The organism is Edaphobacter modestus (assembly GCF_004217555.1).
GTDB lineage: Bacteria > Acidobacteriota > Terriglobia > Terriglobales > Acidobacteriaceae > Edaphobacter > Edaphobacter modestus.
This window is the reverse complement of the sequence record NZ_SHKW01000002.1, coordinates 303,196-319,300: the sequence shown is the minus strand read 5'-3', so window position 1 is coordinate 319,300 and position 16,105 is coordinate 303,196. Positions and strand designations below refer to the sequence as shown.

At 55.6% G+C, this 16,105-nt stretch carries 6 protein-coding genes; 5 read left to right on the top strand and 1 reads right to left on the bottom strand.

The features are described from left to right. Positions 1-387: 387 nt before the first annotated feature. Complete coding sequence (locus BDD14_RS27170; protein WP_165420332.1) at positions 388-2,460, bottom strand: PD40 domain-containing protein; 2,073 nt, start codon at positions 2,458-2,460, stop codon at positions 388-390. Between the two features lie 509 nt (positions 2,461-2,969). Here BDD14_RS27170 and BDD14_RS27165 point away from each other — a divergent pair. From BDD14_RS27165 to BDD14_RS27145, 5 genes are all read left to right on the top strand, one after another. Next, a complete protein-coding gene (locus BDD14_RS27165) occupies positions 2,970-6,350 on the top strand; it encodes a TonB-dependent receptor (RefSeq protein ID WP_130424053.1) in 3,381 nt (1,126 codons plus the stop codon). Between the two features lie 149 nt (positions 6,351-6,499). Further along, positions 6,500-8,602, top strand: a complete 2,103-nt coding sequence (locus tag BDD14_RS27160) for a prenyltransferase/squalene oxidase repeat-containing protein (protein WP_130424051.1) — start codon at positions 6,500-6,502, stop codon at positions 8,600-8,602. A 49-nt stretch (positions 8,603-8,651) separates the two neighbouring features. Beyond that, positions 8,652-9,998, top strand: a complete 1,347-nt coding sequence (locus tag BDD14_RS27155) for a ComEC/Rec2 family competence protein (RefSeq protein ID WP_130424049.1) — start codon at positions 8,652-8,654, stop codon at positions 9,996-9,998. Between the two features lie 243 nt (positions 9,999-10,241). Further along, positions 10,242-13,061 (top strand): RNA polymerase sigma factor, encoded by a 2,820-nt coding sequence (locus BDD14_RS27150; protein ID WP_165420331.1) that lies wholly within the window; start codon positions 10,242-10,244, stop codon positions 13,059-13,061. Between the two features lie 67 nt (positions 13,062-13,128). Beyond that, on the top strand, positions 13,129-16,104 hold the full coding sequence (locus tag BDD14_RS27145) for a TonB-dependent receptor (protein WP_130424045.1): 2,976 nt from the start codon (positions 13,129-13,131) through the stop codon (positions 16,102-16,104). Position 16,105 lies beyond the last annotated feature (1 nt).

Here is a 16,105-nt window from a genome sequence, read left to right as displayed (position 1 = left end):
TGTCGCCAACAGGCCGATGCCACTTATTGACCCAACGGACGGGATACTGCTCATACTTCTGAGAAGCGCGTATGAACTAAGCCGCTGGCGCGGCGGACGCTGCGCGTGCGATACTCCGAAAATTATGGGCAGCACGACGTCCTGAATCCACTTTCGCCCTTTTTCTGCTAAGCCAATAGCATTCAATCTATTACAGGCGAAAGTCGATTCAATTCCCATAGCCTGACCGCATCCGCCGCAAACGCCAGCGGCTTCCTTCAAACGGCCCTATCAAAACTGCCCTGAAGCTGATTCGGGAAGATCTGCTGCCTGCACGGGGCAGCCCTGATAGGGTCCTATCGTATCTCAGGACTAATCGACACAAACATCAAAGACACAAACTCGCTTTTACCGGTTCCTCGACAAAGCAGATTCATGACGAATCTTGATGGTACTTTTTGTACTGTCGATACAGGCATATAAGAGCCACTTGCCGTCAGGGGATACGACCAAGCTTGGTGTACCTAATGACAGGGCCTGCGTGAGCTTTCCAGCCGCCATAATTCGGCCGTCCCGGAAAGAGTAAAAATCAAGCCTCGCCGACGCTGCGTCGCCTACTGCGAAGTAGATCCCATCTTTGCTCACTGCCCAATCCAAGTCCGGGTCAGGATGAACTCCTACGAGTTGCTTCAGTTCACTCCCATCGGTTCTCTCGGACCAGATGTTGTGCTCTCCTCGTCCATTTCCACTGAAGAAAAACAACATCTGACCGTCCATGGATTCGGACGGATACAACGTATCCTGCGGAGCGATTGGCCGAGCTGCGCCGGTAGATAAGGTCCGTCTCCAGATTTGCGGCATACCGCCCTGGATGGTGTCGAAGTACACCGATTTTCCATCGCGTGACCACCCGGGCCTGCGTACCTCAAATTGCTCGTGCTCGAAAAGGGTTGGTTTCCCGCCCGAGGCCGGCATCGTATAAATCTCGGAGTTACCGTTTGGCCTTGCGTCGAAGACGATCGTCTTACTATCAGGAGACCAGCGAATTGTTCCAAGCCACGGCCCCCCAAAGTGGGTCATCTGCCTGATACTTGTCCCGTCGGCGTTGGCAAACCAGACCTCGGGAGTTCCGGACCGATCCGATACAAAGCCAACCGTCTGACCGTCGGGCGAGAAACTCGGAGAGTGGTTGTGGCCCTGGGAAGACAGAAAGCGGCCAGGAGTTCCAATGTGACCGTTCTGGATGGGCACTCGCCATATATTCCAGTTTTCGTCGCTCTCGACGAACGCCATCCAATCACTGGTGCGTGAAATCGCAGGATCCGATGCCGAAGCTGTATCCGACGGGAGCGGTTGCGATCCGCCTCCGTTCATGTCTATCTCGCGGAGTTCGTATGACCCTCGCCGATTAGACGCGAAGACGAGATGACGGCCATCCGAAGCCCAATCGACCCCCCGAACGTTCCTGTGATCCGTCGTCAGCTGCTTGAGGTCTGTGCCGTCGGAAGCCATGGTGAAGATCTCTCCGGAGCCGTGGCTGATATAGCGTACGAATGCGATTTGTTTACCGTCTGGGGAGAACCGTGGATAACAATCCTCATCCTGCGGACGAGGCGAGGTGAGCGGTTTTTCTGCACCCGAATCGGCAGACATGAGAACGAGACCGGCTCCGTAGTCCTTGCCAAGACCGTCAGTGAGTAGCAATTGTCGTCCGTCCGGTGTCCAGGTAGGGCTTTGGCAACCGGAAAAAGGGTTCTCGGAGGCCCAGAGACCACTTGTGCCCCGGATGGCGCCGACCGCTCGTTCAGAGCCACCACTCGTGGGCTTCACAAACACTTCGGTGCCGGACTGGGATGGCCTAAGAAATGCGATCTCCGTCCCATTGGGCGACCAGGCGGGATGAATGTCAGGCTGTCTGTTGTCCGTCAAACGGACAACACCGCTCGTCCTCAGGTCCTTTACATAGATGTCGTAGTTGTCCGCGTTCCCATCCCAAACATAAGCCACCCGGGTTCCATCAGGGGCAATCGAGGGGCTGAACTGCTGTCCGAGTTCGTTCGAGAAAGGCACGACATCGAAGCTGTCGGCCTTCGCCTGGACGTACCTGCGTAGAGAGATGAGAGACGAAACACCTGCCGCGGTCAGAAGTACAAGAATTCCTACTGCAATCGTTGCTGGCCATCGAACGTGACGCCAAAATCCTTCAGCAGAAGTGACCGGATGGGGGGACTGAGGGAAGACCTTATGGGTGGGGAGGCTGGAGGGGAGCTCGACGAACTCTGCAACGTATCCTCCTTTGGGAATCGTAATCCGAATTGTCTCGTCCGGATCTTCACTGGCGGCGTATGCATCGAGCTTTGCTCTGAGTCGCCTCGCTTCGCTCCGAACTACGTTGTCGAGTTTCGGGTCCCAATCAGAGGGACGGTCGAACACCTCGATGCCTATCTGCCTCTCCCTCAGCGCGTCTGTATCATCGTGCAAGGACCGTTCCACAACAAAACGCAAAAAACGTACCATGCGATCAGTTCGCCCAAATTCGGCGCTGACGGCAAGACGCTCGAGTTGCTTGCGTACTTTGTCGTGGAAAATATCCATGGATCGATGGACGATGCAGTCCACCTGAAATCTTACATTCGGAAAACTACCGGGATGATGAATCGGGCGGCGTGACGGCTCGGCCGAAGCCTTGCAACGAACGGGGTAACAGTAAATTAACAAAGCGCCGCTCACTCAGTTGCGGTGGCGGCAAGCCACTGCGTATTAGTCACATACGGCAGAGTGGGAACAACTTTCCCACTCCTTTGATGAGCTGTCGAGTAGCGGATTCCCACCCCCATACCCACTTGTTCGCGCATCGACGGTCGGCAGAGATTCGCTCTGTACCCTTCTCCGAACCGGCATGGTGATTCTTCGCAAAGAGCCTGCCTGCGTGCGAGTAAGGGATTCCGAGCTTCACGAAATTTTGCCAAACAGACGCAATACTTGAGGAGATGATGCAAAAGAAATCCATTTTTCGAATGATCGGAGTCGCGGTACTCATACTCGCGCCGATAGAATTCAGTTGCCTCGCGCGTGCCCAGGTTCTGTACGGCACGATTGTCGGAACAGTGACCGACCCAAACGGAAGATCAGTCCCTGGTGCAACCGTCATTGCAACCGAGATCCAAACCGGGACAGAGCACCGGCAAACGACAAACAATGAAGGTGGGTATGATCTTAGCGGCCTTTTACCTGGTGTTTACAAAGTTCAAGTAACGGCCAGTGGATTCTCGCTGGCCGAGCAGGCCGACCTCAATGTTCGAGCAAACCTCATTGTGCGCGTCGATGAGAAACTTAGCGTCGCAGGATCCTCGCAGACAGTTGAGGTCAATGCAGCGAACACCGAGCTACAAACCGACAGCGGAACGATTCATGGTGAGCTCACTAGCAAAGAACTTAGCAACATCCCGATCGGAGGATTCAACAACTATCAGAGCCTTCTGAGCCTCCTGCCTGGCGCAACACCTTCACGATTCCAAAACTCCGTGATGGACACACCGTCTCGATCCCTGACTACGAATATCAATGGCTCCTCCCGCAACGGCAACGTCACTTCAGTGGACGGAGCGGCAATTCAGCAGGTGTATTTGCCGCATCACACGCTCTATAACCCACCAACGGAAGACATTCAATCCGTCGATGTTGTGACAAACGCCTTTACTGCTGAACAGGGCCTCGCAGGAGGCGCCGTCGTCTCGGTTCTAACCAAGTCCGGGACAAATGCGTTTCACGGTACTCTCTGGGAGGAAAATACTAACTCCGCCTTGGCTGCGAGAAACTACTTCTACAACAAGACATACTTCTCGCAGGCCGGAAACTCCGCCCCGAAGAACATCCTCAATCAGTTTGGCGCGAACATCGGTGGGCCGATTCTTCATGTCAAGCTATTTTTCTTCTCCGGCTTCGAGGGCCTGTCCCAGCGGCAACTTTACCCGACGATCATCTCGCTGCCCACCGCAGCGATGAGGACTGGAGATTTTACAGGCCTCTCCACGATCTACGATCCCACTACCGGCAACGCAGATGGAACGGGGCGTCGAACCTTTGCGAGTCAGAATGCGGACGGACGCAACGCGATCGAGACTGGAATCTCTCCAGCCGCGACCAAGCTGCTGGCCCTGATCCCATTGCCGAATCTTCCCGGTACTGCAAGCAACTACTCCGTGGCTGGGACCTACAGCCTTGATCGCATGTCTTACGACGAAAAGGTCAACTGGCAGATCAATCCCAAGTCCTCAATGTTCGCCAAACTCAGCTACATGTCTGCGGATGTATTGTCGCCAAGTACATTGGGTATCGGCGGAGGCACAGGCCTCAGCCCAGGTGGCGCCAATGCAGGCTCGGGTTTCAGTCAGACTCGCGTAACCATTGGGGGTGTGGGGTATACGCGGACGCTGACTCCGAGACTGCTCTTTGATGCGAACTTCGGCATTGGCCGCAATAATCTGAAGTGGTACGAGTCGGACTTTGCGCGCAATCTTGGACCAACGTTAGGAATTCCAGGCACCAACAGCGACGGTAACGGCACATATGGTACTGATCCCAACCAAGCCGGTCTCCCTTCGTTCGCTGTGACAGGATTTGAGACGTTCGGTAATCCGGACGCTTACACTCCCGAACTGAAAAACGACTTTATCTTTACTTACGTTGCAAACCTCAGCTGGGCAATCGGTTCGCACACTCTTCGGTTCGGCGTTCAAATGCTGAATAACCGCATGAATGAGTATCAACCGCAGAGAGGCTTCGGACCTCGTGGCGGTTTCACCTTCACGGGTGGTGTAACAGCTCTGAACGGAGGAGCGTCTTCGAATTCGACCAACTCATTTGCCCAATTCCTCCTAGGTCTACCTGACTCATTGGGCAAGAGCTATCAATACGAAAATCCAATGACTGGTAATGAGTGGCAGTACGGAACCTACGCTCAGGACCAATGGCAGGTCTCGCCGAAGCTGACCCTAAATTATGGGCTTCGATGGGAGTTCTTCCCCATCTTTAGCCGGGATGGCGCGGGTATGCAGCGTTACGACTACTCAAGCAATACTGTCATACTCGGCGGTATCGACGGACAGCCAAATGGGGCAGGTACAGATTCCGGCAAACTTGGTTTTGCTCCGCGTGTAGGAATCTCCTATCGGTTGAACGACAAGACAGTTCTGCGCGCAGGATTCGGCATTAGCAATGACCCATATCCCTTCACGCGTGCCATGCGAGACCCATATCCAGTCACCATCGCCCAAACGGTCAATGCAAATAATTCCTACGTAGCCGCTGGCAACTTTACGACGGGCATTCCGGGTTATTCAGCCGTGGCTCCGGTCATCAATTCGAACGGAACGGCAGTGCTGCCTCTCACGGCCTACACCAAAACCTTGCCTGCGGGAACATTTCGACGCGGGTACGTGGAATCCGCTAATGCCACTATTGAGCGCACTTTGCCTGCAGGATTTGATTTGACGGCAAGCTATGTGCTCACGCAGACGACCCGGCAGACAGTTTACTTCGAAGCAAATGCCGGACAAACTCCAGGCTTGGGTGCGGCAGGTCAGCCCCTATACACGGCCTTTGGGAGGAAAGCTGAAACTCAAACGATCCTTCCGTTCGGTACTGCGAACTACAACGGGCTGCAACTCAACCTCAAGCACCCGTTCAAACACGGCGTCTTGCTAACCGCGTCGTACACATACAGCAAGTCGATCGACCTAGCCACGGACGACGACAGTGTGCCTTTGTTCAATGCAATTCCATATCTCTCTCGCAACCGCGCCGTCAGCGATTTCAACCGAACTCACGTCTTCGAGGCCGGGTTCACAGCGGAGTTACCCTTCGGTAAGGATCATGTCTTCCTAAATTCTCCGGGTGTGGTGAGTGCGATTGCCGGAGGATGGAAGATCAACGGGGTTGTGTCGAAATACACGGGCCTTCCGTTCACACCGATCGCCTCAGCCACCTCTCTCAATGCTCCTTTCAACACGCAGGTAGCGAATCAGGTTAAGTCGTCTTTCGCCTATCCGAAAGGAATAGGCAGATTCGCGACTTGGTTTGATACCTCAGCATTCGCTCCGGTCACCACCGCGAGCTTTGGTACCGCAAGCCGAAACTCGTTGCGAGGACCCGGTGCTGCTGATTTGGATCTAGGTATATCGAGGCTGTTTCCAATTACGGATCGGTTCCACTTTGAGCTACGTGCCGAGGCTTTCAACGCTACGAATACTCCCAACTTCGCCGTACCAGCCAATAATGCCTCGAACAGCAACTTCGGTCAGATCACTTCGACGTTCGGAAATGCCGCGGATTCGAGGGTCATTCGATTCACGGGCAAGCTGAATTTCTAACCTCTTCTGTTTGCTGGAAGCAATCGCGGGTGCCGGCTATGCAACATCGTCGGCACCACTTTTCTCGTGATGGCTTCTGGAACTGCATTGGCTGGCTCCGCACCATTTGCGGACCAGACGTTCGAAATTTATGACTAGGAACCAATCCGTTGATCAATAACAGAACGATATCGAGACGAGCATTCACTCGTGCAATCTCTTCGCTACCACTTGCGGCATGCCTGCCGTCGTTTGGAACCACAGGTTCGGCGCTGCCCAACCGCGATATGATCGTTGCCTTTATAGCCCGTCATCGGAAGTCCAGCGGCGGCTACGGATGGCTTTCGAGAACCAAAGCGCATGTCACGCCGAGCTTTGCTGCTGTTGGATGCTACCGCCTGCTGCAGTCGCCGATTCCCGAGACTGAAGTTCTGGCTGAGTTTGTACGTTCGCACTACCCGGTACCTGAAGGGCTGTCACAACAGCCGCTATGGAGGATCGACTATGAACAGGCTCAGATATTGAGCTGGCTTGGCAAGGCCATCGATTCAGACAAGCGTGCGATGTTGCAGGAGCCATTTGTCTATAACACCTATTTTGAACAGAACGCGTATCCAACACTTCAGCATCAGGCTATGGCGATCCGCCTGAGAAAGATAATCGGCGCCGACAAGGACCACTCTTCAACAGTGTGGGAGCGCTACTTCAAACTGCGCAGAAGGCCAAACGGCACATTCAACAATTCTGTTGCGGCTGACCGCTCCGATGGTCACATCGTCAATACGCTTTGGGGTTTGGGGGCACTGCAGGACCTTCAACAACAGGTAGAGATGCCAGTCAACGGAATCGATTGGATAAAGAATTGTCAGCTCGCCACCGGCGGGTTTACCTGGAGTCCGTCTGCTCAGCTCGGACGGTGCGAGAACATAATCTACACGTGGGCCGCAGTTTCTTTGCTCTCTCAGGCCGGCGCAAAGCCGATGGACTCGGACGGCTGTGTTCGCTGGATCAACGAACAGTTCACTACCGAAGGCGGCTTCCGAAGCTCGCCGGAAGCCAACCCAAATCTCACGGCAACCTACTACGCGCTTGACGCGTTACGGATGCTTGGCACTTCACCATCCCTTACGAGTCGTCGACAGCCTGCTCGCAAGAGCCAATCGTTACCTTCCACCCTCAAGGTCTATAGCGCACAGATTGAGGCCCCGGGCAACGGAAGTCCCAGCGAAGCCGTCGTGCTGGCCAAAAAGTTGAATATCCAACTTTGGAACGCAAAGAACGCTTCGCGCGAATGGATCGCCGAAGCACAGAGGATCGCCAGCTTACATCGCGTCAGTGTTCAATTCGCCCGCGGCGATGAGGAATACGGGACCTACACAAGCATCCGCGGCTTCGGAACATATAGCCATCTGGACGACCTGGTCGCTCCAGGGGAGGCGCAGCTCGGGCCATATCCTCCTCAGAAGGATGTTGCATTGCCCTGGACGGAGTTTCGCAATACCCGCATCAAGGCCATCCGTGAAGGCAAGGGACGTATGGTCTGGCAATTCAATGAGAATGAGGAATTGACACGCGTTCTGCTGGACGAGGCCTGCCGTACAGGCGACTATGGCGCAATCAGCAGCTTTCATTTCGGGCTCGATGATTTTCTCGATTTCGAACCCTTTCTGATGGAGTGGGAGGGGCGGATCGGCATGATCGGGCTTCAAGATTCCCACGGTGGCGAAAGCTGGTGGTGGGCAGATCAACTGGAAGGCTTCCGAACGCTTTATCTTGCGGAAGACCCCTCCTGGGACAGCTTCGTCAAGGCAATCGACAACAAATGGGTCCTATCTGTTCGGCGAGATGCATCCACAAACCACCAGATCGAATGGAGTGGTGCATTGCCTGAGGTCCGTCAGGTCATAGCCGATAAGCAGCAGAACTGGTCATGGTGGGGCGAGAGCCGCTCCAATCGGCCGTTAGCCATCCTGACGGCTCTTCGGCCGGACATGCCATTCGAGGTTGGCGCTCCGAAGGAGGGGCTAAGCATCCGCGTGCGATTGCGCTTCGGGTTGGGTGATAGCCCCAACAAAGCGGTTCTGCAAGAACAGCAAAGCGAACTCGTATCCATGCAGATCGACGGTCAGGAGGTATCTCCAGAAGAGGTCGTCCTGGCCCATGACCGATATCTCATCCATCACGTTCAAGAACTCGGACCGAGAGCGGTCATCGTAATAGTTCGCGATCTGACGAGCCACCGCACTGAGACTCTTGTTGCCGATCTCAAATAGTGCTCTTAGCAAACTCTGTACGCTTTGACAAACAGATATCACTGGAAAGATGACCACTGTGCCAGACAAACTACCAACGATCACGCGCCGCGCAGCCCTGCAGACCTTCGCTGTATCCGGTATTGTTTCCCTGCTACCCTCCGGCAGTACCGCCGAGAATGTAGCGACCCCATCGCAGGTCTCTACAGTCGCAGGTGCAAAGCTCCATCCTTGGACGCCTGGCGCTTTGGACATTCATCACATCTCGACCGGCCGGGGTAACGTCGCGTTTGCTGTCTGCCCCGATGGGACGACGATCTTGATCGACGCTGGTGCACTGCAGACCGCGCCCGATTGGAATAGCGATGAAAAGTATCGAATCTCACCTCTTCCAAACGCCTCCCGCAGGCCAGGAGAATGGATTGCTCGCTACATCTCCCGTCACATGCCAGCTGGCCGACAGCCCGAGATCGACTACTTCGTTTTGACCCACCTCCACCCCGATCACATGGGTGGGATTGATCTGCTGTCGCCCAAGAAGGTCACGTCCCGTCTAGGACCCTATGAACTGACTGGAGTCATGGATGTTCATGAACAGGTCCCCATCAAGACCATTCTCGACCGGGCTTATCCCGATTACAACTATCCCGTCGAGCTGAACGATCCTCATCAACTCAACTTTCGGAAGTTCATCTCCTCTTTCGTCCATAACGGCGGAACAGTAGAACGTTTTGTGCCCGGCTCCTCGAGACAGATAAAACTTCGCCACTCGAGTCCGGAGGCCTACCCGACATTTACAGTGCAGAACTTGGCCGCTAACGGAAAGGTCTGGACTGGAAGAGAAGACGACGCGATCGAGACGTTCCCTCCACTGAAGACTCTGGCAGTAAGCGACTATCCGACCGAAAATAAGTGCTCGGTTGCATTGAGGCTTACTTTCGGAGGATTCCGATATTTCTCAGCCGGCGACATGGATCACGATACCTCCTTTGCACGGCTACCGTGGGGAGATATTGAGGCGGCGGTAGCGAGGGCGGCAGGCCCTGTGGATGTAGCCATCGCAAACCATCATGGCTATGTGAATGCATGTGGACCGAAGTGGGTCAGATCTCTGCACCCCAGAGCATTCATCGTGAGTGCGTGGGACTCAGCTCACCCGACAATTCCTTCGCTGGACAACATGTTGAGCCAAGACCTTTATGCCGGTCCACGTGATATCTACTCGACCGCCCTTAAACGGGAGAACATCATCGCCACAAAACGATTGAAAGAGATTCAGAGCGGTAATGGTCACGTCGTAGTACGTGTTCCTCCGGGCGGACATACTTTTGAGGTAGCCATAACCACTAACTTAGAAGAAAGCGACACAACAATCGGCATGTTCGGACCGTACATAACGGTGTCACTGAGCAAGTAGCCGGTGCACTGATCCCACGACAAAGTTCCATCACTGATTTGGCGTCAATTCATTTGGCGACACCAGGGCAAGGCACTCATCCAGTCAAATTTCCTAGCAAAGTCCTGTACCGACCCGATTAGTACCCATAACTAGGATGAGCAGGTAGCTCCGCAACATTAAGTATCCGTTAATTAGGCGCGTATGGACTTCAGATTATGCCTCCGAACCTCTTGTTAGAGGTAGAACACAAAAATGAGGCGGATGCATATTCCAATCCGAGAGGTGTCGCCCGAAGGTGTCTTCGCACGCCACTACGACTGGTTGTTGAAGTGGGCGGCGTATTTGGTGCGCGGTCGGCAGGAGCAGGCCGAAGATCTCGTCCACGAGCTCTTTATTCAGTTCCAGCGCACGTCACCCGACCTCACCACGGACGAAGAGGCAAAAGCCTACCTCTATCGCTCGCTTCGCAATCTGTTCCTCTCCAGCGTCGCTCGCAACACCGTTGCTCAGCACCATCAACTCTCAATCTACGACTACGACAACTTCCGCATCGGCATCTCTGCTATCGATCGTGGTTCCCTGCTCTCGGTCCGAGAGGATCTGTGGAGCATCTGCCATTATGCCTGCGAACGCAAAGCCAGCCTTCGCGCTGCCAGCTACTTCATCCTGCGCTTCTTTCTGGAGTACTGTCCCAGCGAGATTATGGCTCTCGCCTGCACCAATCGAGCTGCGTTCGACAAGAACATTCAGCTCATGCGTGGGGAAGTGTGCTCGCATATGCAACATCCTGGGTCGCCGCTTGTCACGCGCCGACCCGCAGAAGACGCGAAGCTTGATGAGCGTGAGGGTGATCTCTTTCAGCAGCTCTCACGGTTCATCCACACCTTCTGTCATGGCTCATGCCTTACGCCGGACGAAATTCGCTTTCTTTACTCCGCAGGTGTTCCAGTCGAAACCACCGTGCTCGCGCACCTGGTCTCCTGCGAGCCTTGTCGTACGGCTTGCCTGCATCACCTCGACAAAGATTCGGGACAGTACGCAACTCTTTCCGACCGGGGCGCCGTAGGCACGAGAAGCAGTTCTGGGCTCTCTGTGGTTCGCCGCACCCGCCGCGCGAGCCTCGACGAGCTATACCGTCGTTATCAGGAGAACTTCGAGCATCGCCCGGCATATCTGCATCTTTCAATTGCCGGGAAGACTGAGGCTTCGCAACGCATCACTTCTCTGTGCAGTGAACTTAGTGCATCACTCTCATTCGAGGAGATGCCTGTCTTTATTGAGATCGCCGGCGAGCAAGGAATCCGCATGCTTAGCCTATTACTCGACGAAGATCTCAATCTGCCGGACGATGTACGGGCGAGCACACCCCTCAGCGACGGACGATCGCTGCACATGGAGGCTTCTTCGCGCGCGGGTTCGCTGCAGGTGCGCGTTACTTATATTGACCCTGTCGTCGAACAGGACGATGAAGAGCCCTCGACTCTTCCAAACGCTCTTGCAAACATGCACGTCCAGCCGCGTCCAATCGGCATAGCTGCACGCATCAAGGACCGCATTAGTCGGGCCTTTATGGATTTCTACTGGCCTTCGGCAATCGCAGGAACCGCCGCTCTGGCGCTCTGCCTCTTCACCTTCACAACTCAGGCCCATCATCGCTACCTTCGCCAGCAGGCGCTTGGAATTCTTGTCGAAGCGAACCACTCCGAAAAGGCCACAATCTCCCGACATGACGTCCATCGCGTTGGCACCTTCGAGGTGGAAGGGCCAGACGGGAAGCCTCGCCAGCGGCGAGTCGAGGTCTGGCAGTCGAACCTTTCTTCGCATCGGGCAATGCGGTTGTACGGAGCCGATGGACGCGAGCAGGCGTTCACTCTCAAGCCCTTTGAGGCATCCAACGATCCCCAACCTGAAGAAGTGTGGCGCGCGGGTTTCGAGACCTCGTTTGCCGAGCAGATCTTCCGTGAGGCTGCACTCGAAACGGTGAAGAAGGAAGCGAACACCTATCGCATCGAGGCTCACAGCGAATCGCATCCCGTGCGCGGGATCGTCGAGGCGGACATTGTGCTTGACCGCAAGAGTAACCGCGTTGTGGAACAACGGTTCGTGATCCGCAGAATCGATGGTGACTATCATGTCCACCTTGTCGAGACGCAATATGAAGTCACTTCACAGGGTCACTTTGGCCCTGAGATCTTCTCACCGCCATCAACCGACGCCTCTCCATCGAGCGGAGAACAGCGTCTTCCCAGGCCCGCGTCGACGCAGTCGCGAAGCGAGCTGGTATCGCAACAAATCAAAGCGCTGTGGCAACTTCAGCAGGCAGACGTTGAGCCTGAGGAACAGATCGCGGTCAACCGGCACGGTCAGAGCCTTCGAATCTCCGGCGTGGTGATGACGGAGCAACGCAAGCAGCATCTTGCCGATTCCATGCTCACAGTCTGTCCGTCCTGTGAGCTGTATTTACAGACCCCTCGACACCATCGCTCAAATCTGCGCGTGGGCCATCTTCGCCCCACGACGTTGCAGACCTCCGATGTCGCCGTCGGCGCGTCAGACGCAGAGAACCTGTTTCGTCCGGCTCTGTTGCGCCTGGGGTTGGACACTCCACAGATTCGTGAACGTTCTGCTGCGCAGGCGATGGAGCTCACCAGCTTGGCCGCTCGTCTTTTGCGCGATACGGACGCTCTCGAGCAGAGCGCCGGTTGCTGCTCGCGTGCGGAGCTTGCCTCACTCGGAGTCAACGATCGGCAGCTTTGGCTGCGGTTGCTTTCGACACAGAGCAAGCGCATAGAAAGCAGCCTGGCCGCGCTCGAAGGGAAGATGGCTGACCTCAGCATGCTTGCCGGCGTCTCTGTTACGCAACCAAATACGCAGGATCTCAATGGAAGCGATGGTCTTGCTGAGATCCGCCGCCTGCACAGTCTCGCCGTCACCCTTCAGCTTTCGTTGCAGCACTTCAGCGCCGCAGGGCTCAACGCGGAGCAGGACGCGACGCCGCATTGGCAACAAATTCTGACGCAGACACATGTCTTGCATCAGCAACTCAATCTTGCAAGCTCTTTCGTTCGTAATCCTCGCTGAGTAAAGAACGAAGTTCAAAAAATGACTCCCAAACCTAAGGCTGCCAGCAGCCCAAGAAGGTGTGCGTATGCGTATCTCCCGCTCTTACCAGCTTCTCCTTACCCTGACATTGTTGCTTTTTTGCCGGCCATCGTGGGCACAGCTTAACACTGCCGATGTCACCGGTTTCGTCGGCGACCGCACCAACGCGGCGATTGTCGGCGCGGCCGTTCAGATGACGAACATCTCCACCGGCGTGCAGCGCGGCGCGAAGACCAATACCTCTGGACGTTTTGTAATTCCCGCGCTTATTCCGGGCAACTATACCGTGCAAATCCTCAAGACCGGCTTTGCCGCGGCACAGCTTGAGAACATTACCCTGAGGGCTGGTGAAGTTCGCGATCTGCAGGTGAAGATGGAGGTCGGCGCAACCAACCAGGTGGTCGATGTCGTCACCTCCGACTTGATCAACACGGATAATCCAGAGCAGATCACCACTCTCGGTTCACACCAAATCGATCTTTTGCCCACCGCCAGCCGTGATTGGACCAGTCTCGTTACGCAAGGCAACGGCCTCGCGATGAACAACTCGCGCGGCACGCTCATCATGAACGGTCTTCCCTCCGGAGGCTTCCGCTTTACGGTGGATGGTGTCGATGCCGAAGGTCAGCCTTCGCTGCCATCGTTCTCTCAATATCAGAATTACAACCTCATCAAGGGCGTCAGCAAAGAGGCTATCCAGGAGGTGAGCATTACCCGCGGCATCGCATCGGCGGATGTTGGCGGAACGATGTCGGGCAACGTGAATGTCATCACCAAGAGCGGCACCGACCAAATGCACGGTGACGTCTTCTGGCTGAACAACATCACGGTCTTCAACGCACGCAATCAGTTCGTCAACACACGTCAACCTATCATCTATAACCAGTACGCAGCCTCACTCGGCGGCCCCATAATTCCGCACAAGCTCTTTTACTTTGGTGCCTATGAGGGGTACCACCTCAGCTCGCAGTCCAGCGTGAGCGGCACCGTGCCGACGCCCCAGTTTCGTGCCGCCGCTCTGGCGGCGCAGCCAGTCTACAAATCGTGGTTCGATATCTTTCCCGACCCAAACACTCCCTATAAACCCACGGACACCGCCGCCCTCTTTCAGGGTTCGGGGTCGCAGACCGGACAGGACAACTATGGCGATCTGCGCGTCGATTATTATCCCGCGAAGGCCTGGCAGACGATCTTTCGCTACACTCGCGCACGTCCCGATCAGCTGACTCCCAACATCGCTCCGCTCAATCCGCAGACCCGTCTCGGTTACACGGAAGGCGGCTCCGCCAGCGTTCTCTACACACGAAATGATTTTCTTTCCGAGAGCCGCTTCGGCTTCAACTATAACGACGAGAAGCGTGTCAACGGCCTCTGGACGCTCGGCGTCAACTCGATCCGCAAGTTCAGCGGTATCGACGCGGGCAGCGGTGAAAACCTCTTCCAGGGTGGACGTACGATGACGATCGAAGAGAAGATCACCAAGACCTTCGATCATCACATCTTCAAGTTTGGCGGCAACTATCTTCGCCGTCTTGCACAGCGCGCCGATGTGCAGGTCCCTGAGCTTCAATACGCCAATCAGTCCGACTTCTTCCAAAACATTCCCAATGCCATCCAGGTAACCTACGGCGTCAGCCTCTACAATCTCCGCACCTACGAAGTTGGCAGCTTTTTCCAGGATGACTGGAAGCTCTCGGACCGGCTCACCATCAATGCTGGTGTCCGTTGGGACTACTTCGCTCCTGCCTACGCGGATGACGACCGCTTCTACAACCGCAGCGGACCGTTTGGCCTGGGCCCCTATTTGCCCGCTGGCACAAGCTGGAACAGCCAATGGTCCAGCGCATCGCCTCGCTTCGGCTTTACCTATCGTGCGGACAAAAGTGGCAATACCGTCATCCGTTCCGGTTTTGGAGCCTTCTATAGTCCGCACGTCCTGTTTGGCGGACCGATCGGACAGGTGCGCGATTCGCTGACCGCGCCCACTCGTGCGAACTTCTCACGAAATGACGTGTTGAAGTACGGTTCCCTTCTGCAGTTCCCCGTCGTCAACGCAGCTACGCTGCCATTGGCCGTGACTACGGATTCGACGTCTGTGATCGACACCAATTATCCGAATCCTTACAGCCTGCAGTGGCTGCTCTCGGTCGAGCAGCAGCTCTCACGCAACTGGGCGCTCGATCTGTCCTACGTTGGCAACCACGGCATTCATCTCACAACCACACGTCAGATCAATCAACCCGATCGCTTGACCGGGAACCGTCCATCCTCCAACCTCGGCACATTCAACTTCTACGATGCCACTGAATCGTCGAACTATCACGCGCTGCAGGCCAGCCTTACGCGCCGGTTCGCGAATCACCTCTCCTGGAACCTCTACTACACATGGGCCAAAGCCCTGTCGCATACGGACGAGGCAGACATCATCTCTCCCGTCGCGCTGCAGAATCCCTTCAACCTCGGCGCCGACTACGGTCCGGCCAGCTCCGATATCCGCAACCGCCTCACCAGCAACTTCGTCTACCAACCTCTCTTCTCGGAGATTCTCGGACAGAACTGCAAACCGTGGCTCTGTGACGGCTGGCAGATCGCAGGTGTGGTGACGGCACAGAGCGGCAATCCAATCAACATCCTGCAAGCCTCAGGACTTGCCTCCAGCCGTCCCGATGCGACCAGTGTTCAGCCGGTGCTTACGGACTACCGCAACACCCGCCGGTATCTGAATGCTTCGGCGTTTACGAAGGTGCCACTCAACTCCGTCTCCGGGCTTCCCGCTGATTTTGGTAACGAGTCCCGCAATGGCGTCTACGGTCCGGGACTGTTCAACGTCGATCTCTCGCTTGCTCGCAGTCTCACCGTCCATGAACGGTATGGCTTTCGATTTCAGGCAGAGATGCTCAACGCCTTCAACCATACCAACTATGTCGGAATCACCTCCGACGTCACCTCTTCCAGCTTCGGACAGATCACCAGCAGCGCGGGTGCTCGTGTCGTGCAGTTCTCGGGCAAGTTGCAGTTTTAGG